Origin of the sequence: Nocardiopsis changdeensis, from assembly GCF_018316655.1 — a bacterium.
In the GTDB taxonomy this organism is placed as follows: Bacteria; Actinomycetota; Actinomycetes; order Streptosporangiales; family Streptosporangiaceae; genus Nocardiopsis; species Nocardiopsis changdeensis.
The window spans coordinates 484,104-506,799 of sequence record NZ_CP074133.1; the positions used below are offsets into that span (position 1 = coordinate 484,104).

The 22,696-nt window shown below is 75.3% G+C and carries 16 protein-coding genes; 5 read left to right on the plus strand and 11 right to left on the minus strand.

Translation table 11 applies throughout. The features are described from left to right. Positions 1–70 precede the first annotated feature (70 nt). From KGD84_RS02400 to KGD84_RS02410, 3 genes are all read left to right on the plus strand, one after another. Positions 71–2,773, plus strand: coding sequence for a cellulose binding domain-containing protein (locus KGD84_RS02400; protein ID WP_220564495.1), 2,703 nt, complete (start codon positions 71–73; stop codon positions 2,771–2,773). Between the two features lie 246 nt (positions 2,774–3,019). Further along, positions 3,020–3,301: a type II toxin-antitoxin system Phd/YefM family antitoxin gene (locus KGD84_RS02405; RefSeq protein WP_255646982.1), complete on the plus strand. Its 282-nt coding sequence runs from the start codon at positions 3,020–3,022 to the stop codon at positions 3,299–3,301. Continuing rightward, the gene (locus KGD84_RS02410) at positions 3,298–3,597 is read left to right on the plus strand and encodes a type II toxin-antitoxin system RelE family toxin (RefSeq protein WP_220564497.1); all 300 of its coding nucleotides are present in this window, start codon (positions 3,298–3,300) and stop codon (positions 3,595–3,597) included. The genes KGD84_RS02405 and KGD84_RS02410 overlap by 4 nt, the downstream gene beginning before the upstream one ends. Before the next feature lie 42 nt (positions 3,598–3,639). Here the strand turns inward: KGD84_RS02410 and KGD84_RS02415 are convergent, their stop codons facing one another. Genes KGD84_RS02415 through KGD84_RS02425 form a run of 3 tightly spaced genes read right to left on the minus strand, consistent with a single transcriptional unit; the run spans position 3,640 to position 7,254 of the window. Beyond that, on the minus strand, positions 3,640–4,551 hold the full coding sequence (locus KGD84_RS02415; protein WP_220564498.1) for a carbohydrate ABC transporter permease: 912 nt from the start codon (positions 4,549–4,551) through the stop codon (positions 3,640–3,642). Further along, entirely contained in the window at positions 4,548–5,546 is a 999-nt protein-coding gene (locus KGD84_RS02420) for an ABC transporter permease (protein ID WP_255646985.1), read from the minus strand. The genes KGD84_RS02415 and KGD84_RS02420 overlap by 4 nt, the downstream gene beginning before the upstream one ends. Continuing rightward, positions 5,539–7,254 carry an extracellular solute-binding protein gene (locus tag KGD84_RS02425; RefSeq protein WP_260697182.1) on the minus strand — a complete coding sequence of 572 codons (1,716 nt, stop codon included), beginning with the start codon at positions 7,252–7,254 and terminating at the stop codon, positions 5,539–5,541. The genes KGD84_RS02420 and KGD84_RS02425 overlap by 8 nt, the downstream gene beginning before the upstream one ends. 135 nt (positions 7,255–7,389) lie before the next feature. On the opposite strand from KGD84_RS02425, the gene KGD84_RS02430 reads away from it, so the two are divergent. Beyond that, positions 7,390–10,161: a glycoside hydrolase family 3 protein gene (locus KGD84_RS02430; protein WP_220564500.1), complete on the plus strand. Its 2,772-nt coding sequence runs from the start codon at positions 7,390–7,392 to the stop codon at positions 10,159–10,161. Positions 10,162–10,204: 43 nt separating this feature from the next. Here KGD84_RS02430 and KGD84_RS02435 read toward each other — a convergent pair whose 3' ends face one another. The 7 genes from KGD84_RS02435 to KGD84_RS02465 form a co-directional block, all read right to left on the minus strand. After that, complete coding sequence (locus KGD84_RS02435) at positions 10,205–11,389, minus strand: vWA domain-containing protein (protein ID WP_255646986.1); 1,185 nt, start codon at positions 11,387–11,389, stop codon at positions 10,205–10,207. 4 nt (positions 11,390–11,393) lie between these two features. Next, a complete protein-coding gene (locus KGD84_RS02440) occupies positions 11,394–12,584 on the minus strand; it encodes an AAA family ATPase (RefSeq protein WP_255646987.1) in 1,191 nt (396 codons plus the stop codon). 117 nt (positions 12,585–12,701) lie between these two features. Further along, on the minus strand, positions 12,702–14,129 hold the full coding sequence (locus KGD84_RS02445) for an ankyrin repeat domain-containing protein (RefSeq protein ID WP_220564501.1): 1,428 nt from the start codon (positions 14,127–14,129) through the stop codon (positions 12,702–12,704). After that, entirely contained in the window at positions 14,126–15,889 is a 1,764-nt protein-coding gene (locus KGD84_RS02450; RefSeq protein ID WP_220564502.1) for an ankyrin repeat domain-containing protein, read from the minus strand. Before KGD84_RS02450 ends, KGD84_RS02445 begins: the two co-directional genes overlap by 4 nt. Next, positions 15,886–17,604: a hypothetical protein gene (locus tag KGD84_RS02455; RefSeq protein ID WP_220564503.1), complete on the minus strand. Its 1,719-nt coding sequence runs from the start codon at positions 17,602–17,604 to the stop codon at positions 15,886–15,888. The genes KGD84_RS02450 and KGD84_RS02455 overlap by 4 nt, the downstream gene beginning before the upstream one ends. Beyond that, positions 17,601–19,331, minus strand: coding sequence for an ankyrin repeat domain-containing protein (locus tag KGD84_RS02460; RefSeq protein WP_220564504.1), 1,731 nt, complete (start codon positions 19,329–19,331; stop codon positions 17,601–17,603). Before KGD84_RS02460 ends, KGD84_RS02455 begins: the two co-directional genes overlap by 4 nt. Before the next feature lie 102 nt (positions 19,332–19,433). Next, positions 19,434–20,921 (minus strand): ankyrin repeat domain-containing protein, encoded by a 1,488-nt coding sequence (locus KGD84_RS02465; RefSeq protein ID WP_220564505.1) that lies wholly within the window; start codon positions 20,919–20,921, stop codon positions 19,434–19,436. Positions 20,922–21,121: 200 nt separating this feature from the next. Here KGD84_RS02465 and KGD84_RS02470 point away from each other — a divergent pair, with 200 nt between their 5' ends. Next, positions 21,122–21,661: a class IV adenylate cyclase gene (locus KGD84_RS02470; protein ID WP_220564506.1), complete on the plus strand. Its 540-nt coding sequence runs from the start codon at positions 21,122–21,124 to the stop codon at positions 21,659–21,661. Positions 21,662–21,713: 52 nt separating this feature from the next. On the opposite strand, the gene KGD84_RS02475 is transcribed toward KGD84_RS02470, so the two are convergent. Beyond that, positions 21,714–22,685: an endonuclease/exonuclease/phosphatase family protein gene (locus tag KGD84_RS02475; RefSeq protein WP_370634677.1), complete on the minus strand. Its 972-nt coding sequence runs from the start codon at positions 22,683–22,685 to the stop codon at positions 21,714–21,716. Positions 22,686–22,696: the final 11 nt, after the last annotated feature.

Consider the following 22,696-nt stretch of genomic DNA (forward strand, 5'->3'; position numbering starts at 1 on the left):
CGGGAATTGGCGTCCTCCCGGGGCCCGGAATCCCCGGGAGGGCGTGACCCCCCGATTTCAGGAGCCCCGCATGCCCACCCGCCCCCCGAGACCGCCGCACCGGAGGCCCCTCGCCCTCCTGGCCGCCCTGGCCGTGGCCCTACCGCTCGCCGCCGTCGGCGCGGCCGCACCCGCCCCGGCCCTCGCACAGGCCGACTACGAGTGGGACAACGTCCAGATCGCCGGGGGCGGGTTCGTCCCCGGCATCGTGTTCAACGAGTCCGAGCCCGGCCTGGCCTACGCCCGCACCGACATCGGCGGCGCCTACCGCCTGGACCCCGACACCGAGCGCTGGGTCCCCCTGCTCGACTGGGTCGACTGGGACCGGTGGGGGTGGACCGGCGTCGTGTCCATCGCCACCGACCCCGTCGACCCGGACCGCGTCTACGCCGCCGTGGGCACCTACACCAACGACTGGGACCCGAACAACGGCGCGATCCTGCGCTCCGACGACCGGGGGGAGACCTGGGAGGCGACCGAGCTGCCCTTCAAGCTCGGCGGCAACATGCCCGGCCGCGGCCTGGGCGAGCGCCTGGCCGTGGACCCCAACGACAACTCGGTCGTGTACTTCGGCGCCCGGGGCGGCCACGGCCTGTGGCGCAGCACCGACCACGGCGAGACCTGGTCCGAGGTCACCGCCTTCCCCAACCCCGGCGACTACGTGCAGGACCCCGACGACCCCAACGGGCTGCTGGACGACGTCATCGGCGTCACCTGGGTGGCCTTCGACCCCGACACCGGCTCGCCCGGCTCCCCGACGCAGGAGGTCTACGCCGGCGTCGCCGACCTCGACGACCCCCTCTACCGCAGCACCGACGGCGGCCAGACCTGGGAGCCCGTCCCCGGGGCGCCCACCGGGTTCCTGCCCGCGCACGGCGTCCTGGACCACGAGAACGACCGGCTGTACCTGGCCACCACCAGCACCCCCGGGCCCTACGACGGCGACGCCGGGGAGGTGTGGCGGCTCGACACCGGCACCGGCGAGTGGACGGACATCAGTCCGGTGCCCGAGGCGAGCGAGGACTCCTACTTCGGGTACGGCGGGCTGACCGTCGACCGGCAGGACCCGGACACCCTCATGGTCGCCACCCAGATCTCCTGGTGGCCCGACATCCAGATCTTCCGCAGCACCGACGCGGGGGAGACCTGGACGCGGGCCTGGGACTGGGGCGCCTACCCCGAGCGCACCACCCGCTACGAGATGGACATCTCCACCGCGCCCTGGCTGGACTGGGGCGGGCAGGGCACCCCGCCCGAGACCCAGCCCAAGCTGGGCTGGATGACCCAGGCGATGGCCATCGACCCGTTCGACTCGGACCGGTTCCTGTACGGCACCGGCGCCACCGTGTACGGCTCCGACGAGCTGACGAACTGGGACACGGACACGCCCTTCACCATCGAGGTGAAGGCGCACGGCATCGAGGAGACCGCGGTCAACGACCTGGTCAGCCCGCCGGGCGACGGGGCGCCGCTGCACTCGGCCCTGCTCGACCTGGGCGGGTTCACCCACGAGGACCCCGGCACCGTCCCGGACCGGATGTTCCAGCAGCCCTCGTGGGACCACGGCTCCTCGCTCGACTTCGCCGAGCTGTCGCCCGACACGCTGGTGCGCACCGGCGGCGCCGACGGGGTCGGCTCCATCGGGATCTCCACCAGCGGGGGCGACTCCTGGTGGGCGGGCCAGGCGCCGGGCGGGGTCACCGGCGGCGGCACCGTCGCGGTCAACGCCGACGGCTCCCGGATCGTCTGGAGCCCGGAGGGGACCGGCGTCCACGCGTCCACGACCCTGGGATCGTCCTGGAGCCCGTCCTCCGGCGTCCCGGCGGGCGCCCGGGTGGAGGCGGACCGGGTGGACCCGGACGTGTTCTACGCGGTCTCCGGCGGCACCTTCTACACCAGCACCGACGGCGGGGCCACGTTCGAGGCCCGGTTCGACGGGCTGCCCGCCGAGGGGAACATCCGCTTCGGCGCGGTGCCCGGGCACACCGGCGACGTGTGGGTCGCCGGCGGCACCGGCGACCACTACGGGATGTGGCGCACCACCGACGCGGGGGAGATCTTCGCGGCGGTCGCGGGGGTCGACGAGGGCGACTCGGTGGGCTTCGGCGCGCCCGCGCCCGGCGCCGACTACCCGGCGGTGTACACCAGCTCCAGGATCGACGGCGTGCGCGGGATCTTCCGGTCCGACGACGCCGGGGAGACCTGGGTGCGCATCAACGACGACCGCCACCAGTGGGCCTGGACCGGCGCGGCGATCACCGGCGACCCCGACGTGTACGGGCGCGTCTACATCGGCACCAACGGCCGCGGGATCGTCTACGGGGACCCCGCCGGCGGCGGCCCGGACCCGCAGCCGAGTGAGGAGCCCACGGAGGAGCCCACCGGAGAGCCCACGGGGCAGCCGACCGAGCCCGGCACCGCCGACTGCACGTGGCACTACTCGGTCGACAACACCTGGCCGGGGGGTTTCCAGGCCCGGGTCACCGTGACCAACACGGGCTCGGAGGAGGTGGACGGCTGGGACCTGGCCTGGGACTTCACCGCGGGCGAGGAGATCACCAGCCTGTGGAACGCCACCCACCGCCAGGACGGCGCGTCCGTGGTCGTCTCCGACTCCGGCTGGAACGCCCGGATCCCGGCCGGGGAGTCCGTGACGGTCGGGTTCAACGGGTTCGCCGACGGCGAACCCGGCACCCCCGAGGCCCTGAGCCTCAACGGCTCCCCCTGCGACTGAGGCCGGCGGCGGGCCCGGTCGGCCGGTGGGGGCCGACCGGACCCGCCCCGTCGGGGTTCTGGAGCCCCGCGTCGGCGGGGCCGCGGCCCCGGGCCGTCCGCCGAGGGCCTTCCGCCCCTCGACGGACGGCCCGGAGCCCGGCGGAGACCCGGAGACCACACCCCGACCCGGGACCGCCCGCGGTGTCAATGACGACGGAGCAGCCGCGCGAATGATCAACAGATGTACATCAGGTACATTGGTGGTATGGGCGAACCAGTGACCGCGACCATGTCCGAGGTGAGACGGCATCTCGCCGACACGATCGACCGCGCGCGCCACGATCACACACCGACCTTCATCACCCAGCGGGGCAGGACCACGGCCGTCCTCATCGACGCCGACGAGTACAGGCGGCTGCTCGCCATCGAGGAGGCCGCCGAGGCCGAATGGCTCAACCGTCTGGCGGACGAAGCCGAGCGGGAAGGGCGCGAGCCCTCCGTTTCGCTGGAGGAGATGGCCCGTGACCTCGCCCGGAGGGAGGAGTGAACCGGCATGTCACACGCTTCACCGCAGCCGCTCAACGCCAGATGCGGCGGATACCCCGCAGCGAAGCGGTAAGGATCCTGCACCGGCTGGCCGAGTTGCAGAACGCTCTCGACGAAGGCGACACAGGTGCCTTCGACATCAAGCCTCTGAGCGGGCACCAGGGCCGATGGCGTCTGCGGGTCGGCGACTACCGGGTCGTCTACGCCATCGACAAGGACGATGACGGACAGCCGATCATCTGGGTGTGGGTCCTCGGGGTCGGCGACCGGCGGGACATCTACGACCGGAACAGGTGACCGGACCCGGTGGACCGGGTCCGATCACGGCGTTCCGGCACCTCAGCCCTTGACGGCGCCGATGATGACCCCCTTGGTGAAGTGCTTCTGCACCAGCGGGTAGATCACCGTCACCGGCACCAGCGCGACCACCACGATCGCCATCTGCACCGCCAGGTTGGGCGCCGAGGCGGTGCCCTGCACGGCGTCGCCGATCAGCGAGCTGGAGTTCAGCTGCTGCCCCTGCTGCACGTACTGGCGCAGGATCAGCTGCAACGGCCACTTGGCGTTGTCGTTGAGGTACAGGATCGCGTTGAAGAACGCGTTCCAGTACCCCACCGCGTAGAACAGGCCCACCACCGCCGTGACCCCCTTGGACATCGGCAGCACCAGGCGGGTGAGGATCGTCCACTCCCCGGCCCCGTCCATCCGGGCGCTGTCGGCGATCTCCCGGGGCAGGTTCATGAAGAACGCCCGCATCACCACCAGGTTGAACGCGTTCACCGCTGTGGGCAGGATCAGGGAGGCGTAGGAGTCGATCATCCCGAGATCGCTGACCAGCAGGTACAGCGGGATCATCCCGGGCGCGAACAGGAACGTCAGCAGCACCGCGAACAGCAGCGGCCGGTGCAGCAGGGACCCCGGCCGGGACAGCCCGTAGGCGGCCAGGACCGTCGCCGCCAGGCTCACCAGGGTGCCCACCGCGGTCACGCCCAGGCTCACCAGCACCGCCCGGGTGACCACGCCCCCCGAGAACAGGTCGGCGTACGCCTGGAACGAGATCCCACTGGGAACCAGCACCAGGCCGCCCGCGGCGGTGACCGCGGAGGCGGGCGACAGGCTGGTGAGGACCACGACGTAGATCGGCAGCAGGATGACGACCGCGACGGCCGCCAGGACCGTGTTCTTCGCGGCGCGGGCGGGCAGGGACGGCCGTTCCGCCCAGACCGGGCGGCTCTCGAACAGTGTGCTCATGCGCGCTTGTACACCCCGTGTTCGCCCATCAGGTGGGCCATCTTGTTGGCGACCAGGATCAGTACGAGTCCGACGACCCCCTTGAGCAGCCCCGCCGCGGCACCCGCGCTGAAGTTCCCCGTGACGAGCGTCTGATGGTAGACGAACGTGTCCATGACCTCCGACACCCCCGACCCGAAGGCGTCCCGTTGCAGGTAGAACTGCTCGAAGCCGACGTTGAGGATGTCGCCGAGCTTGAGGATGAGCAGCAGCACGATGACCGGCCGCAGCCCGGGCAGCGTGATGTGCCACATCCGCCGCCACCGGTTCGCCCCGTCCACGGCCGCCGACTCGTAGAGGTTCTGGTCGATGGCGGCCAGCGCGGCGAGGAAGATGATCGTGCCCCAGCCGGCGTCCTTCCAGACCATCTGGGAGGTCACGACCAGCAGGAACGCGTCGGGGTCGGTCATCATGTCCAGCGGTGCGTACCCGGCGCCCCGCAGGGCCTGGGAGATGAGCCCGGCCCCGCCCAGGATCTGCTGGAACAGGGTCACCACCAGCACCCACGAGAAGAAGTGCGGCATGTACACGATGCTCTGGAGCACCAGCCGCAGTCGGCGGGTGAGCACGCTGTCGAGCAGGATCGCGAGCGCGATCGGCACCGGGAAGAAGAACACCAGCTGGACGGCGGCGATGACCAGCGTGTTGCCCACCGCGTTCCAGAACCGGGGGTCGGTGAACAGCCGCTCGAACTGGTAGAAGCCCACCCAGGGGCTGCCCAGGACCCCGTCCCACGGGTTGTACTGCTGGAACGCGATGATGTTCCCGAAGGTGGGGACGTAGTGGAACACCGCGAGCAGGCCGATCGCGGGCAGCGTCATCAGCAGCAGGGCGCGGTCGCGCCGCCACCGGGCCCGCAGGGACGGCCCCCGCCCCGGGCGGGCCGCCCGCCGCCGGGCGGGCGGCGCGGGGTCCCGGTCCGGGGCGGGGGCGACCGCGGTCGACCGCTCAGTCACGGCCGTGCTCCTGGAGGACGCCGAGGTAGAACTCCCGTCCCTCGTCCCCGCCGTCGCGTCGCCAGTCCGCGACGGCCTGGTCGAGCGCGCTCAGGTCCTCCCGGCCGCGGATGATGTCCTCCACCCGGTCGGTGAGCGGGGTCTCGGCCCCGGCGAACCGCTCGGGCCGCTGGATGCGGATGCCCGCGAACGGGTCGTCCTCGGAGAACTGCGCCGCGTGGTTGTACCAGTCGGTCTTCCACTGCACGAAGTCCGGGTACTGGCTCTCGGTGATCGCCGGGGGCCGGCCGCTGATGAAGTAGTAGCCGTCGTTGACCTCGCCCGCGCCCAGGTCGGTGAGCTGCGGTGCGCCGTCGTCGTCCAGCTCGTGGTGGGTCCCCTCGGCGCCGTAGCGGTAGTCCATGTACTCGCGGGTGCCGAACGGCGCCGCGCAGAAGTTCATGACGCCCAGCAGCTCCTCGATCTGCTCGGGCTCCATGCCCTTGCGGACGAAGACCGACTGCGCGGAGGGGTCGGACCGGTGCATGACCGGGTCGTTGCCGTTGGCGCCGAAGACCGGCATGAGGTCCAGGCGGAAGTCCGGGGAGTCGCCGAGCATCTGGCCGTACGCCTCGTGCCAGGCGCCGATGCCGTCCTGGTTGAACACGATCCGGCCGGAGTTGAGCAGCTCCTTGGAGTTGTCGCCCAGGGCGACGATGTCGGGGTGGACCAGCCCGGCGTCGAAGATCCTGCGCATGAACTCGATGCTCGCCCGCCACTCGTCGGTCTCGAACATGTGCGTCAGCTCGCCGTTCGCGTAGCGCCACTGCTTGGGCGCCCCGAAGACCTGCCGCATGCTGAGGTTGAAGTCGCCGAACGCCCACCGGCCGTTGTCGGGGTCGTTGATCTCCTCGCCGATGGCGAAGAGGTCGTCCGGGCTGGTGGGCGGCTCCAGGCCGTACTCCTCCAGCAGGTCGCGCCGGTACAGCACCCAGTTGCCGAACGGCTCGGCGGGCCAGGGCACGCCCTGGAGGCGCTCGTTGAACACGTTCCAGCGCCAGGCGTCGCCGTCCAGGTTGGCCAGCAGCGGGTAGGCGGCGGCCGCGTCGCCCGCCAGGTACGGGGTCAGGTCCTCGAACAGCTCGCCGACGGCCCGGTTGAACTGCGGCATCAGGTTGATGACCCAGTCCGGGAACATGGTGAGGTCGGCGACGTCGCGCCCGGCGACCACCGCGTTCATCTTGTCGATGACGGTGTTGCCGTCCTGGAAGTTGAACTCGATGGTGGTGCCCAGGCGGCCGTTGACGTGGTCGAAGAAGGAGTTGTTCCCCAGGCCGGGCGGCAGGGGGCTCCACAGCGGGGTCATCGCGGTGTAGCTCCCGCCCCGGCCGGGGGGCTCGGGGACGGCCTGGACGAACTCGGTGGGGTAGGACGTGAAGCCGTCGGGGGCGCCGTGCATCCCCTCGATGTCGGGGACGACCCCCTCGAAGGGGATGTGGGTGGGGATGAGGGAGTCGAGGGAGCCGGCCTCGGCCGCGGAGCCGCTGCCCGCCCCGCCGCCCCCGGAGGAGCAGGAGGTGAGGACGGCGGGGGACAGCGCGGCGAGCGCGCCTGCGCCGGCGAGCCCGAGGAAGCGGCGGCGGGACGGGGGAGGGGGCGGAGGGGCATAGCGTCGTTCCTTCGTGCGGTCGGAGCCGCATGGTCCGGGGGGTAGGAAACGAGCGGCCATTTTGCTATGAATTGTTCGGCCGTTGGAAAAAGCAAGTTAGTCCACTGTGATCTGCTGCACAAGGGTTCTGCGGCGAACGAAGTCGAAGCGTTTCGATTTCGGTGGACATTGGCACCCACGAGGGACGGAAGCCCCATGAGCGACCCGGTCACAGACCCCGTGCACACCGACCCGTCCCGGACGGACGGGGAGCGCCTGGCGGCCCTGGTCGCCGCGCTCACCACCGAGGAGCGGATCGGGCTGCTGCACCAGTACCAGGCACCCGTCCCCCGGCTGGGGCTGGCCGGGTTCCGCACCGGGACCGAGGCCCTGCACGGCCTCGCCTGGCTGGGCACCGCCACCGTGTTCCCCCAGGCCCTGGGACTGGCCGCGACCTGGGACCCGGAGCTGGTGCGCCGGGTCGGCGAGGCCGTCGCCGACGAGGTCCTGGCCGCCCGCGACCGCGGCGCCGGGCGCAACGTCTGGGCGCCGGTGGTCAACCCGCTGCGCGACCCCCGCTGGGGCCGCAACGAGGAGGGGTGGTCGGAGGACCCCTGGCTCACCGGGCTGCTGGCCACCGCCTACGCCCGGGGGCTGGCCGGGGACGGACCCCGGCTGCGCACCGCGCCCACCCTCAAGCACTTCCTCGGCTACAACAACGAGACCGACCGCTGCACCACCTCCAGCGGCCTGCCGCCGCGGGTGCTGCACGAGTACGAGCTGCCCGCCCACCTGCCCGCCCTGCGCGCGGGCGCGGCCGTCGCGGTGATGCCCTCCTACAACCTGGTCAACGGCAGGCCCGCCCACCTGAGCCCGCTGATCGGGGACGTGCTGCGCGCGGCCGCCCCCGACGACCTGCTCGTGGTCAGCGACGCCATGGCCCCCGGCAACCTGTTCGGCCTCCAGGGCTTCCACCCCGACGGCCCCACCGCCTACGCCCACGCCGTACGGGCCGGGCTGGACTCCTTCACCCAGGACGACGACCGCCCCGAGGCCACCCTGGACCACCTGCGGGAGGCGCTGCGGCGCGGGCTGCTCACCGACGCGGACCTGGAACGGGCGGTCCGCCACGTGCTCTCGGTGCGGCTGCGCCTGGGCGAGTTCGACCCCGGCCCCGCCCCCGAGGGCTCCCTGGACACCCCCGCCCACCGGGCCCTGGCCCGGGAGGCGGCCACCCGCTCCCTGGTCCTGCTCCGCAACGAGGGCGGGGTGCTGCCCCTGCGGGACGTGCGCCGGGTCGCGGTCCTGGGCCCGCTCGCCGACACCGTCCTGACGGACTGGTACAGCGGGACCCCGCCCTACACGGTCACCGCGAGGGAGGGCCTCGCCGAGCGCGTCGAGGTCGTCCACCACGACGGCGCCGACCGGATCCGGCTGACCTCGCTGGTGACGGCGGTCGCCGAACCCCGGTCCGGGGAACCGCTGCGCCTGGACGGGGGAGAGGGCGACGTGTTCGCCCTGCTGGACTGGGGCGGCGGGGCGTTCACCCTGCGCTCGGAGCGCACCGGCCTGCACCTGGACGAGGGCCCCGACGGGACCCTGGCCTGCACCGCCCCCGGGCCGGGCGGCTGGGAGGTGCGCCAGACCCTGCGCCTGGAGGCGGCCAACCCGGCCGGCGGCCCCGAGGGCCCCTACCACCTGGTCCAGGTCCACACGGGGCGGCGGGTCGGCGTCCGCGCGGACGGGGTCCTGGCCCTGGTGGAGGAACCCGACGGCTGCCCGTTCTGGATCGACCGGGTGTCCTCCGGAGCGCTGGAGGCTGCCCGGGCCGCGGCCGCCGCCGACGTCGCCGTGGTGGTCGTCGGCGACCACCCCATGGTCAACGGGCGCGAGACGGAGGACCGCGCCGACCTGGAGCTCCCCGCCGCCCAGCGGCACCTGGTCCGCATGGTGCGCTCGGCCAACCCCGCCTCGGTGCTGGTGATCAGCAGCGGCTGCCCCTTCGCGGTCACCTGGGCCGCCGAGAACGTCCCCGCGGTCCTGTGGTCGGCGCACGGCGGGCAGGAGTACGGCCGCGCCCTGGCCGACGTCCTGTTCGGCGACGCCGAACCGTCCGGGCGGCTCACCCAGACCTGGTACCGGTCCGCCGACGACCTGCCCGGCCTCCTCGACTACGACGTCATCGGGTCCGGGGCCACCTACCTGTACTTCGAGGGCGACCCCCTGTACCCGTTCGGCCACGGGCTGGGGTACGCCGAACCCGTCTACGGGGAGCCGGAGGCGGTCGTCGACGGCGGCCGGGTGACCGTGCGGGTGCCGGTGGCCAACCCGGGCGACCGGCCGCTGGAGGAGGTCGTCCAGGTCTACACACGCCAGCTCGCCTCCCGGGTGCGGGTCCCGGTGCGGGCGCTGCGGGGCTTCGCCCGGCTGCGGCTGGGACCGGGGGAGGAGGCCGTCGCCGAGATCGGGTTCGACGCCGCCGACCTGGCCCGCTGGGACACCGTCCGCGAGCGCTTCACCGTGGAGGACGCCCCCCGCGAGGTCCTGGTGGGGCGCTCGGCCGCCGACATCCGGGGGACCGCGCCCCTGGACGTCCCGGGTGAGCCGCCCGCGGTCCGCCGCGGCACCTGGTCGGCGGCCGGGTACGAGGAGCAGCGCGGCACCGCCCTGTGCCCGCTCACCCCCGAACGCGGCGATGCCGTGCGCTTCACGGAGCCCGGTGCCCGCCTGCTGTTCCGCGACACGGACCTCACCGGGGCGAGCGGCATCCGGGTGCTCGCCAACGCCGACCGGGACACCGAGCTGCGGGTGCACCTGGACGGCCCGGACACCGGGCCCGCGGCGGTGCTGCGCGTCCCGGCGGGCACGGGCCCCCACGACTTCGCCGAGGCCGTGGCCGTCCTCGCGCCGGGCACCGCCGGGGTCCGCGACCTGTACCTGGTCTGCGAGGTCCCCGGGGCCGCCGTGGCTACCGTCACCCTGGACTGACGCGCGGCGCCCCGCCGGGGCGCCGCGCGGACACCCGTGGGCGTCAGCCGGTGACGTACACCTTCTCGATCCACGGGGGAGGGTCCGGCGGGGCGTCGCCGATCAGCGCCGCGACCACCCGGGCCGCCGAGGGCTCGGACGGCCACGGCGTGTACCCGTCGGTGAGCACGATGACCACCTGCGGGCGCTGCGGGGCGCGCAGCGCCGCCTCGATGCCCACCCGCATGTCGGTCCCGCCGCCGCCGAGCAGCTCCACCTGGTCGGCGGAGGTCACCCGGCGGACCACCTGCACGTCGGCGTCGCAGGACAGCACCGCCACCCGCTCCTTGCCGACGCCCACCTCCTTGAGCACGCCGGAGACCTCGGCCAGGGCCGCCGCCAGGTCGTCCTCGGACATGGAGCCGGAGGTGTCCACCACCACCGCCACCCGCGGCATCGGGCGGCGCAGGCTCGGCAGGATCACCCCGCGCATCGCCCCGCTGCGCCGCGAGGGCCGCGCGTAGGTGTAGTCCACCGCGCCCCCGGCCCAGGCCAGGGCCTCGCGCACCGCGCCTGCCAGCACCCGGCGCCAGTCCACGGTGGGCTGGAGGATCTCCTCCGCCCACCGCTTCCAGCCCCCGGGCAGGGACCCCCGGGTGCGCTGGTGGGAGCGCATCGCCTCGGCGGTGGACCGGCGCAGCGCCCCCGCCTCCACGTCGCCGACCCCGCCCGCGGGTCCGGGCTCCTCCCAGGGGCGCCCCACGCCGTGCGCGCCCGACCCGCAGTCGTGGCTCCTGACGTCTTCGGGCAGCAGCCGCAGGTACGCCTCGAACATCAGCCCCTCGGGCATCCCGAACCGCTGGGGGCTCATCGTCCCCTCGGGCAGCGGCAGCCCGTCGGCGAGGATGTCGTCGTTGATCTCGCAGTCCTGGGCGATGTTGACCCGCATGTGGTCGCGCTGCTCCGCGGCGGGCAGCCGGTCGCTGCGCCCGTGGTGGTCGCGCAGCAGGTGGGACACCTCGTGGACCCACACGCCCGCCAGCTCCGGGACGGGGGTGCGCGCCACGAACTCCGGCGACACGTAGCAACGCCACCGGCGGTCCACCCCCATCGTGGGAACCTGCCGGGTCTCCACGACGGTCAGCGAGTACAGTGCCGCCGCCAGGTAGGGGCGGTCCTGGGCGGCCCGGTACCGGGCCGCCAGCAGTTTGGTCCGGTCCAGCCGGACCACGTCCTCCCCGGTCTCCACCGGGTCAGCTCCCCGGCAGGGCGCCGGACAGCCGCAGCAGGTCCACGAACGCGTCGATGTCCTCGGGCACCGGCCAGGCCGGGTCGCGCATCATCGCCAGGTCGGTGGCAGCGCGGGCGGCCACGTCGGGCACCCCCGCCTCCACGGCCTTGGCCAGCACCTGCCAGCCCGCCTCCCAGCGGCGCCGGGTCGGCTCGCTGCGCACCGCCGACACCACCGCGGTCAGGAACGCCAGCTGGCGGTCGCCCCGCTCGGGGAGCGCGAACGCCTTGGGGTCGGCGAGCACCCGGTTCGGGTCGGGCAGGTCGAGCTGCTCCATGTACGACAGCAGCTCCAGGCCCGCCCCGTCGCCGATGGCGCCGACCACCGCCTCCGAGAGCGCCTGCCGGGAGGCGCCGGCGGCGCCCCCGGTGGCCAGCAGCCGCAGCACCATCTCCCAGGTGCGCGGCGAGGGCCAGGCGCCGCCCCGCCCCTCCGCGCTCTCGGGGAGGCTGTGCGCCAGGCCCGGACGGGCGGTGAGGAAGCCGGACACCACACCGCGGGCCTGGGCGATCGCCGTGGACACCCGGTCCGGGGCGACCAGCGGCATCGACGCGGCGGGCCACACCCCGGTCATGCCGCGGGCCACGGTGCGGGGGTCGTGGGTCCAGCGCAGGTGCACGAACCGGTTGGCCAGCGGCGGGGCCAGGTGCCAGCCGTCGGCGGCGCTGGAGGGCGGGTTGGCCGCGGCCACGATCCGCACCGCCGGGGGCAGCTCCAGGCTCCCGACCCGGCGTTCGAGGACCACCCGCAGCAGGGCGGCCTGCACGGCGGGCGGAGCCGAGGACAGCTCGTCGAAGAACAGCAGCCCGGTGCCCCGCGCGGCCAGCCGCACCGCCCACGCCGGGGGCGCCATGGGCACCCCGTCGCGGGCCGGGTCGTCGCCGACCACGGGCAGGCCGGAGAAGTCGGAGGGCTCGTGGACGCTGGCGATCACGGTCTCCAGCGGCAGCCCCAGCTCCAGGGCGAGGCGCTCCAGCCCGGCGGACTTGCCGATGCCGGGCTCCCCCCACAGCAGGACGGGCAGGTTGGCGGTGACCGCCAGGGCCAGTGCCTCCAGCTGGGGGTTCTCGGCGGGCTCGGACCGCCGGTCGAGGAGCTGCCGGGTGAGGTCGTCGGCGGCCGCGAGCGGCGCCGGTGTGTCGGTGATGGTCACGTCTTCTTCCGATGGTCGTCGGGGGCTCGGAGTTCGCACCGCGGTTCCTCCCGCGCTCGTGCGTGGATCCTCCCAAAGGGGGGTGACGGAACGGGCCCGGGGCCGGGGTGGCCCCGGTCACTCCGCGGCCGACAGCTCCGCGAGCAGTTCCTCCCACGGCCCGGCGTCGGGGTACAGGCCCCATCCCGTGTGCCGGCGGACGATGGACGCCAGCGACTCCGGGGCGTGCCTCCCCACGCCGAGCCCGTCGGTGCGGGCCCCGGCGGCGATCAGCGCCCGGACCAGAGCGGTGTCGCCGCCGTGCCTGACCGCCGAGTACAGCGGGGTGACCCCCGGCCCGGCCTCGGCGTCCACGTCGAGCCCGGCGGCGAGCAGCCGGGGGAGCAGCACCGCGTGGTCCGTGTGGGCGAGGTGGTGCAGCAGGGTCAGCCCGGCCCCGTCGCGGATCCGGGGGTCCCCGCCCGCCGCCAGGTAGCGCAGGACGGTGTCGGTGCCGCCGTTCCGGACGCGGGCGAAGAACTCCGTCCGGTGGTCGCGCAGCCGCCAGGGCAGCCCCCTCCCGCCGGTGCGCCAGATCCCGGCCACCCGGAAGCACCCGTGGCTCCGGCCGCCGAGCGCTCGCAGCGCCGACTCCCGGGCGTACTCCGCGTCGGTGTGCGGTCCGGCGAGCCGCCCGTCGCGCAGGGAGACGAGGTGCCACGCGCCGCCGCATCGCACCCGGACCGGCTCCGGCGGCTCCCAGGGCGGCGGCCCCACCGGGCCGTCGGCGGGCGGCAGGGCCGGGGCCAGCGCCGCCCGGACCACGGGGTGCAGGTGGTCCGGCGGCAGGCCGATCCGGACCGCGTGGAGGTCGTCGGGCACCCGCCGGGCTCCTGCGCCCGGGTGCGGGCCGGACCCTCCCCGGCCCGGGGAGGCCGCCCACTCGGAGCGGGCGGCGGGGTCGCCCCCGGGGCCGGGGTCCTCGGAGGGGAGCAGGTGGGGGCCGCGCACGGAGCCGTCGGGGTTCAGGAACGGGGCGCGCTCGGCGCTCCCGCCCCACCGTTCGCGGGTCTCGTGGACGTACCGGGCGTCCCACAGGTACCGCTTCCCCTCCCACGGCTCCACGTACCGGCGGATGCCGCGCCCGTAGGCGCCCCGGTCACCGGTGAGGGGCCCGTCGGCGACCTCCAGCACGAGCCGGTGACCGGGCGCGCCCAGGGGAGCGGGGGACAGGACGGCCAGCCGCAGCCCGGGCCCGGGACGGGACAGCGTCACGGCGGCGGAGGCCCGCAGCTCCGGCCGGTCCCGGACCGGGGCGCGGGGGAAGTGCCAGCGGACCAGGTCCGGGACGAGGTGGCGCAGGTCGTCCAGGAGGGCGTCGGCAACCTGCGCGCCGTGCTCGCCGCGGACCCGGTCGGGGTCGATCCGGACGTCGACCCCGGCGGCCTCGCAGGCGCCGCGCCAGTCCCCGGCCAGACGGCGCTCGGTGGCGCGCTCGATCATCTCCCGCGTCACCGAGAAGCGGCGGTGCCGCGCCAGGTGGTTCGCGCGGTCGGACCGGCTCACGGGTCCCTCCTCGGCCGGGGGAGTCCTCTTCCGGGGGCGGCCGGCCCCTCCGGCCCGCGCAGCTCCTCCAGCAGTTCCCACCAGCGTTCCGGGTCGGCGGGCACGCGGTGGCCCGACACCGACTCCAGCTCCGATCGCAGGTCCAGGGGACGGGAGCGGTCGTAGGCGATGGCCCGGGTGCGGGCCCCGGCGGCGATCAGCGCCCGGACCAGGGACGGGTCCCCGCCGTAGCGGAGCGCCCGGTGGACCGGGGTCGAGCGCAGCCCGTTCTCCGCGTCCACGTCGAGCCCGGCCTCCAGCAGACGCGGCAGCAGCACCGTGTGATCGAGGTGGTACAGCTCGTGGAGCAGGGTGTTGAGCTCGCCGTCGCGGACGCGAGGGTCGCCGCCGGTGTCCAGGTAGTCGACCAGGGCGCCGGTGTCGCCGTGCCGGATCCGCTCGAAGAGCTCGGCCCGCCGGGCGTGCAGACCCTTGGGCAGCCACCCCCGTCCGGTACGCCAGGACTCGGCGGCGCGGAAGCAGGGGCTGACGGTGCCGCCCAGGGCCGACAGCGCCCGCTCCCGGGCCTGCTCCTCCCCGGTGTGCGGGGTGACCAGGCGCCCGTCCCGCAGGGAGAGGGTGTGCCACTCCTTTCCACAGCGCGCCCGGACCGGTGCGACGGGTTCCCACGGGGGCGGACCGACGGGTCCGTCGGCGGGCGGCCGGGCCGGGGCGAGCGCCTCCCTGAGGAGGGGGTGCAGGTGGTCGGGGGACAGCCCGTCCCGGACCGCGTCGACGTCCTCCGGCCGGGCCCAGCAAGCCCTGGGCAGGGACAGTGCCGGATCCGGCTCCGCGCCCCCGTACGGGGTCATGGCCACCCGGACCCGGTGTCCGTCGTACCGGACGGTGATCCTGAGGTGGTACGAGTCGGGGAACCCGGCGGCCGCCCCGTACCCGAGGGCGGCCAGGCCGCCGAGCTCCGCCCGCCACCGTCCCGCGGACACGGGTACCCGCTCCAGGACCCGGACCGTCCCCTCATCGGCGGCCTCGACCCCGGCGGCGCGCAGCGCCTCGGCGACCCGTCCGGTCTGGTGGAGGTGGTCGATCCATTCGGTGCGGGCGGCGGGGTCGCCGGGGCCGGGGTCGGCGGTGGGGAGCTCGGCCACGGTGCAGGGGGTGCCGTCGGGGTTCAGGAAGGGGGCGCGGTCGGGGCCGCCGCCCCAGCGCTCGCGGGTCTCGTGCACGTGCCGGACGTCCCACAGGTACCGCGACGAGGACCACAGCTGCGGTTCGTACAGCCGGGTCCGCCCGGGGGACGTGTCGAGGGTCAGTTCCTCGTGGGCCGTCAGCCCCAGCACGAGGCGCTGCGACCAGGGACCCCCCTCGTACCGGCTCGTGCGCCGCCGGGGGGAGCGGACCGTCAGCCACGGGCCCCGGTCGCCCCCGGGGCGGGACAGCACCGGGAACAGGTGCTCCTCCACCCCGGTCCGGTCGTCGGCCTGCCGGGGGTGGTGCCAGCGGACCAGGTCGGGCACGAGGTGGCGCAGGTCGTCCAGGAGGGCGTCGGCGAACTCCGCGCCGTGCTCTCGGCGCGCCTGCTCCGGGTCGAGGCGCACGTCGATGCCCGCGGCCTCGCAGGCGCCGCGCCAGTCTCCGGCCAGGCGGCGCTCGGTGGCGCGCCCGATCATCTCCCGCGGCACCGCGAAGCGGCGGATCCGCATCAGCGCGCCCGCCCGCTCCGGGCGGTGCGACGCGGAGGACGGGCGGCGGGGGACGGTCACAGCAGTTCCCTCAGCGCTTGGGCCCTGGCCGGGTGGGTCGAGGCCGCCCGCTCCTCGACGAGGTCGTCCAGGTCCCGCAGGCCGGGGCCGTCGTCCTCTTCGGGCGCGATGCCCTCGGTGCGCGCGCCCGCGTCCAGGAGCGCCCGCAGCAGCGAGAGCACTCCGCCGGAGCACACGGCCGTGCCCAGCGGGGTGAACCCCTCGTCGTTCACGGCGTCGAGGTCGAGTCCCGCGTCGAGCAGCGCCCGCAGCAGGGGAACCCCGTCCCCGGGGCCGTCCGCGCCCGACGGTCCGGGCACGGGGGCCCTATGGTCCAGCAGGTGCAGGAGGTGCAGCAGGGTGTCCCCCTGCCCGCCGCGGATCCGGGGGTCCCCGCCCGAGGCGAGGTAGGCCACGACGGCGTCGGTGTCGCCGCTGCGGATCCGCCTGAACAGGTCCACCCGCATCAGGCGCAGCGCCTTGGGCAGCCGCCCGTACCCGGTCTCCCACGCCCGCAGGACCGGGAGGCAGCCCGGCACCGGCCCGCCCAGCGCGCCCAGCACGGTCTCCCGGGCCAGGTCCTCGTCCCGGTGCGGAACGTTGAGGCGGCCGCCGGAGAGCTCGACGGTGTGCCACTCCCCGCCGCAGCGGACCCGGAACGGTTCCAGCGGTGCCCACGGGGGCGGGCCGACGGGTCCGTCGGCGGGCGGCCGGGCCGGGGCGAGCGCCTCCCTGAGGAGGGGGTGCAGGTGGTCGGGGGACAGCCCGTCCCGGAGGACGTCCAGGTCCGGGGGCCTCTTCCACAGCGCCTCGGGCAGCAGCGGGGCGTCGTCCGTCCGGTCCAGGTGTCCGAGCCGGATGCGGTCCCCGTCGCGGCGCACCTCCAACCGGGGCGAGTCCCAGTCCTCGCGCAGGCGGACGCAGGCCCGTTCCGGGCCGCCCGCCGCGGTCAGCCGGGAGAACCCGGCGGACAGGAGCGCCGGGGACAGGAACGCGAGGTCGGGCACGGTCCCCCCGGGGAAGTCCCCCGGATCGCACACGATCCCGGCGGCGGCGAAGGCCTCGGCCATCCGTCCGGTCCGGTGGAGGTGGTCGATCCATTCGGTGCGGGCGGCGGGGTCGCCGGGGCCGGGGTCGGCGGTGGGGAGCTCGGCCACGGTGCGGGGGGTGCCGTCGGGGTTCAGGAACGGGGCGCGTTCGGCGCTCCCGCCCCACCGTTCGCGGGTCTCGTGGACGTACCGGGCGTCCCACAGGTGCCGTGACACCTGTCGGAGGACCTCCTCCCCGCGGCCGCGGTCCGGCTCGGCATCGGTGTCCACGTCCAGGATGACGCCCTCCGGCGTGCCGGCGTCGTCCCACCGGAGCCGGGCCGTGATCCGTGGGCCCCGGCCGTCGCCGTGCCGGGAGAGCTCGAAGCCGTCCGCGGGGACCAGCGCGGCGGGTGAGTACAGGGCCCGCGGGAAGTGCCAGCGCAGCAGGTCGGGGACGAGATGGAGCAGATCCTCTTGGACCGCGTCCGCCGCCTCCGCGCCCTGGTCCCGGCGCACGCGGTCCAGGTCGATCCACACGTCGACCCCGGCGGCCTCGCAGGCGCCCTCCCAGTCACCGTCGAGGCGGCACTCGGTGGCGCGCTCGATCATCGTCCACGGCACCGGATGGCGGCGGAGGTACCGCGGCAGGTCGGTCCGCCCCCCGGTCCGCGCGTTCCCCGCTGTGTTCTGTGGTCCGGCGTTCATTCCTCTTCCTCTCCTTCGCCGATGAGCGCCTGCCAGGCCGGGTCGGAGCCGTCGGCCTCCCAGCGCACGTCGACGGCGTCCTCGAACGTCTCGCCGTGCCGGTCGTCGCCGCCGATGTCCTCCGTCCGCGCGCCCGCCTCCAGCAGCGCCCGGGCCAGGTCCGGCGGACCGCCCAGCCGGGTGGTGCGGAACAGCGGGGTCTGCTCCTCGCCGTCCCGGGCGTCGACCTCCGCTCCGGCGGCCAGTAGGCGCGGCAGCAGGGCCTCGTGGTCGAGCAGGTGCAGGTAGTGCAGCAGGGACCGGCCGCCCCGGTCGCGGACCCGCGGGTCGCCGCCCGCGTCCAGGTAGGCGAGCAGCGCGTCGGTGTCCCCCTGCTTTACCCGGTCGAACAGGTCGTCGCGCAGGCGGGCCAGCGCCCGGGGCAGGCGGCCCCGGCCGGTGGTCCACGCCTCGCGGGCCCCGTGGCAGCCGGTCGCCGCTCCGCCCAGGGCGCGCAGCGCGGCCTCGCGTTCCTGTTCCTGATCCGTGTGCGGGACGGCCAGGCGGCCGTCGGCGTGGGAGAGGGTGTGCCACGCGCCGTTGCAGCGCACCCGCACCGGTCCGGGGGAGAGGGGCGGGGGAGGGCCGACCGGGCCCTCGGCCGGCGGACGGGCTGGGGCCAGCGCCTCGCGGACCAGGGGGTGGAGCTCGTCGGGGGACAGGCCGTCGCGGACCACGTCCACGTCGACCGGGGGCAGGCGGCACACCTCGGGGAGGATCGCCCCGCCGCCGTCCTTATCCCAGGACCTCCACGCCTCCAGGCGGAACGACGTGGACCCGTCGGGGGAGCGCTCGACCACGAAGCGGCCGTCCGCGTCGTAGGGGAACCAGTGCACGGTCCCGAGCCCGGCCTCCGCCAGCCGTTCGACCTCGCCGGCCAGCCGGGACACGGCCAGGGGCGTGTAGGAGAGCGCTTCGACCGGGTCCACCGGGCCGGTGTACTCCCTCTCCACGGGGGCGGGGTCGAACACGATCCCGGCGGCGGCGAAGGCCTCGGCCACCCGTCCGGCGCGGTGCAGGCCGTCGATCCATTCGGTGCGGGCGGCCCGGTCGCCGGGGCCGGGGTCGGCGGCGGGCGGTTCGCCGGGGGTGCGGGGGGTGCCGTCGGGGTTCAGGAAGGGGGCGCGTTCGGCGCTCCCGCCCCATCGTTCGCGGGCCTCGTGCACGTGCCTGATGTCCCACAGGTACCGGGAGGTCTCCCACACGTGCGGGAGGTTCTCCCAGTGGTTCACCCGCATGGCGGACTCGCAGCGCTCCAGCAGGACGTCCGACCAGGAGTGCCCGACGACCTTCAGGACCAGGCGGCGGTGGCCGTAGGTGTGCGGGTCGGTCCGGTGGACCGACAGCCAGGGGCCGTCCGCTCCGCCGGGCTGGGACAGCAGCAGCCGCTGGCCGGGCAGCAGCCGGCCGTCGCCGTGCCAGAACCGGGGGAAGTGCCAGCGGAGCAGGTCGGGCACCAGGTGGTGGAGGTCGTCCAAGAGCCGGTCGGTGAACTCCGCGCCGTGTTCGCGCCGCAGCGCCCGCAGGTCGAGGTCGACCGCCACGTCGGCTGCGGCGCAGGCACCGAGCCAGTCCCCGGCCAGGCGGCGCTCGGCGGCGCGCTCGATCATGGTGCGCGGGACGCCGAATCGGCGGCCCTTGCGCAGCCCGGCGGCGCGCATCGGCCGATGCGCCTTCGAGGGGTTCACGCGGCGTTCTCCTTCACCGATCCGGACCTTTCCGGCACAGCTTTCCAGAAGCCCCGGACGCACCGTACGGGGAGGCGGCCCCCGGAGGGTGCCGGGCCCGGTTCACGGCGCTCCGTTCGCGGCCTGCTCCAGGTCGCGCAGCAGTTCGGTCCACGGCCCGGGGTCGGTGTACCGGCCCGCCTTCACACCCCGGTCGACGACGGAGGCCAGCGACAGCCGCCCCCGCGCCGGCGTGCCGAGCCCGTCGGTGCGGGCGCCCGCGGCGACCAGCGCCCGGACCAGCGCGGCGTCCCCGTCGTACCGGGCCGCGTTGTACAGCGGGGTGATCCCGGGCCGGGCCTCGGCGTCCACGTCGAGGCCCGCCGCCAGGAGCCGGGGCAGCAGCACCGCGTGGTCCACCAGGGAGAGGCGGTGCAGCAGGGTCTCCCCCTCGTCGTTGCGGACCTGCGGGTCCCCGCCCGCCGCCAGATAGCGCAGGACCGCGTCGGTGTCGCCGTGCCGGACGCGCTCGAACAGTTCCGTCCGGTGGGCGCGCAGCTCACGGGGCAGCCGGCCCCGGGCGGTACGCCAGGCGTCGGACACCTCGAAGCACCCGCGGCGGCGCCCGCCGAAGGCGCGCAGCGCCTCCTCGCGTTCGTGCTCCCGCTCGGTGTGCGGTCCCCGCAGCCGGCCGTCCCTCAGGGTGACCAGGTGCCCCACTCCGCCGCAGTCGACCCACACCGGCGGCGGGGGCTCCCAGGGCGGCGGGCCGACGGGGCCGTCCCCGGTCCGGGCCGGGGCGAGGGCGGCGCGGACGGCCGGGTGCAGGTGGTCGGGGGACCCGCCCCTCAGGACCGTGACGAGGTCGCGGGGCAGCCACCCGGGGACTCCGGCCGCGGCGGCCGCCGCGGCCGCGCCGCTGTTCCGCCCGGTCTGCCTCAGGGTGACGACCCACTCGGACCGGACGGCGGGATCGGCGCCGGGCCCCGGGTCCGCGCGGGGGAGGAGCCCCCTGGCGCGCGGGGTGCCGTCGGGCTCCAGGAAGGGGGCGCGCTCTGCGCTCCCGCCCCAGCGCTCGCGGGCCTCATGCACGTACCGGTCGTCCCACAGGTACCTCTCCTCCTCCCAGGAGAGGACACCGCCCTCGTCGTAGTACCGCTGCACGGGACTTCGGTCGAGGTCGGCCAAGGCGGCCGGGTCCAACAGGTCCAGGGCCAGGCGCTGCGGCGCCATGTGCCCGCTCCTGGGGGCGAGCACGACCAGCCGTGGACCCGGACCGCCGCCGGGGCGGGACAGGACCACCGCGGAGGAGGGGCTCAGCTCCGCCCGGCCGGGGAAGGCGGACCGGGGGAAGTGCCAGCGGACCAGGTCGGGCACCAGGTGGTGGAGGTCGTCCAGGAGGGCGTCGGCGAGCTCCGCGCCGTGCTCCCGGCTGGCCCGGCCGGGGTCGAGGCGGACGTCCATCCGGGCGGCCGCGCAGGCACCGCGCCAGTCCCCGGCCAGGCGGCGCTCGGCGGCGCGCCCGATCATGGTGCGCGGCACGGCGAGCCCCGGGGCGGCGGCCACCACCAGGTCCCTCACCCAGGACGGGTCGCGGTACGGCACGGACATCGGTCCTCCGGCTTCTCGGACTCCTCCGGCCCCTGGGATTCCTCTGCCCCTCCGGCGGTTCGGACCCTCCGGTGCGGCCCTTTGAACGGCTCGGACCTGTCGGCCGGGCCGGTCCGCCGATCCCCCGGTTTCCCGGACGCGGTCCGGTCCGCGGCGGTAGCCTCCCCGGGACGGTGACACCCGGACCGGGAAGGCCTGTGATGGCGCGGGAGATCGAGACGAAGTACCGGGTGCGCGACCCCGACGCCCTGCTCGCCGCGCTGGCGGCCGCCGGTGTCGAGCTCGGCGCCCCGGCCCGCCAGGACGACCAGGCCTACGCCCCCCGGGGCTGGGACCCGTCCCAGGGGAAGGCCGGGTTCACCTTCGCCCGCCTGCGCACCCAGGGCCGGACGCACACCGTCACGACCAAGACCCCCGTGGCGAACGCCATGGAGTGCGTCGAGCACGAGACGGCCGTCGCCGACCGGGAGGCGATGCACGGTGTGCTGACGGCGCTCGGCTACGTCCCGAGCGTGCGCATCGTCAAGACCCGCCGCACCGGGACCGCAGGGCCGATCGGCGTGTGCGTCGACGAGATGGCGGGGGCCGGGGTGTTCCTGGAACTGGAGCTGGTGGTCGACGACGACCGCGACGGGCGGGCCGCCCAGGCCGGGCTCGACGCCTGGGCCCGCGGCCTGGGCGTGGAGCTGGAGCGCACCACCGACACCTACGACACCCTGGCCCGCCGGACCCCGGTCTGAGCCGGACCCGGGCCCGGGCCGCGGCCCGGGCGGCGCGGTCCCGCGGGCGCCGTCAGCGGAGCCCGGCCGCCACCGGAAGGTGGTCGCTCCCGGTGGCCGGCAGCACCCACGAGCCCTCCGCCTCGACGCCCCGGACCAGGATGTGGTCGATCCGCGCCACCGGGAACGCCGCGGGCCAGCTGAACCCGAAGCCGTCCCCGGCCGTGTCCTGGACCGGCTCCAGGAGCGCGGTGATACCGGACAGCGCGCGGTCGTCCACGGTGCCGTTGAGGTCGCCGAGCAGCACCACCCGCTCGCCGGGCTCGGCGGCGAGGGCCTCGGCGAGCGCCTGCGCGTTGCGGTCCCGGCTGTCCGTCCAGAACCCGGTCCGGGGCGTCAGCCGCACGGACCCCAGGTGGGCCACGTACACCTCCAGCGGCCCCCGGTCCGTGGCGACCGTGGTGCGCAGCGCGCGGTTGTACGCCATCGTGACCTCGTCGGGTTTGGCCTCCCCCAGCGGCCCGGCGTCCATCGCGGTGTCGACCGGGCGGGTGTCGGACAGCGGCAGCCTGCTCCACACCCCGACCGTGCCCAGCACGGCGTGGTACGGGTACTCGTCGGCCAGCTCCTCCTCGTACACGCCCCCGGCCGGCCCGGTCAGCTCCACCAGGGCCAGCACGTCCGCGCCGGAGGCGGCCAGGTCCCGGGCGGTGCCGGCCGGGTCGGGGTTGTCGGCGCCGACGTTGTGGCTCACCACGGTGAGGTCGCCGCCCTCCTGCGCCCTGTCGCCGGGCAGCCCGCCGAAGAGGTTCAGCCACACCGCGACCGGGAGCAGCAGCGCGACCGCGGCGGAGGCGGAGCGGCGCCACAGCGCCGCGGCCAGCAGCACGGGGACCGGCAGGCCGAGCCACGGCAGGAAGCTCTCGACCAGGCTGCCCAGGCCCCCGATCCGGTTGGGGACGTGCGCGTGGAACAGCAGGAGCAGGCCGAGGGCGAGCGCGGAGGCCGCGAGCACCGGGCCGCGCCGCCACGGCGCCGGGGCCAGGAGGCCGCGGA

Excerpts from the sequence above, each read along its gene's own strand:
- KGD84_RS02415 (WP_220564498.1), bottom strand. The coding sequence starts at position 4,551 with ATGAGCACACTGTTCGAGAGCCGCCCGGTCTGGGCGGAACGGCCGTCC.
- KGD84_RS02470 (WP_220564506.1), top strand. The coding sequence starts at position 21,122 with ATGGCGCGGGAGATCGAGACGAAGTACCGGGTGCGCGACCCCGACGCC.
- KGD84_RS02455 (WP_220564503.1), bottom strand. The coding sequence starts at position 17,604 with ATGAACGCCGGACCACAGAACACAGCGGGGAACGCGCGGACCGGGGGG.
- KGD84_RS02400 (WP_220564495.1), top strand. The coding sequence starts at position 71 with ATGCCCACCCGCCCCCCGAGACCGCCGCACCGGAGGCCCCTCGCCCTC.
- KGD84_RS02465 (WP_220564505.1), bottom strand. The coding sequence starts at position 20,921 with ATGTCCGTGCCGTACCGCGACCCGTCCTGGGTGAGGGACCTGGTGGTG.
- KGD84_RS02425 (WP_260697182.1), bottom strand. The coding sequence starts at position 7,254 with ATGGCCGCTCGTTTCCTACCCCCCGGACCATGCGGCTCCGACCGCACG.
- KGD84_RS02430 (WP_220564500.1), top strand. The coding sequence starts at position 7,390 with ATGAGCGACCCGGTCACAGACCCCGTGCACACCGACCCGTCCCGGACG.
- KGD84_RS02405 (WP_255646982.1), top strand. The coding sequence starts at position 3,020 with ATGGGCGAACCAGTGACCGCGACCATGTCCGAGGTGAGACGGCATCTC.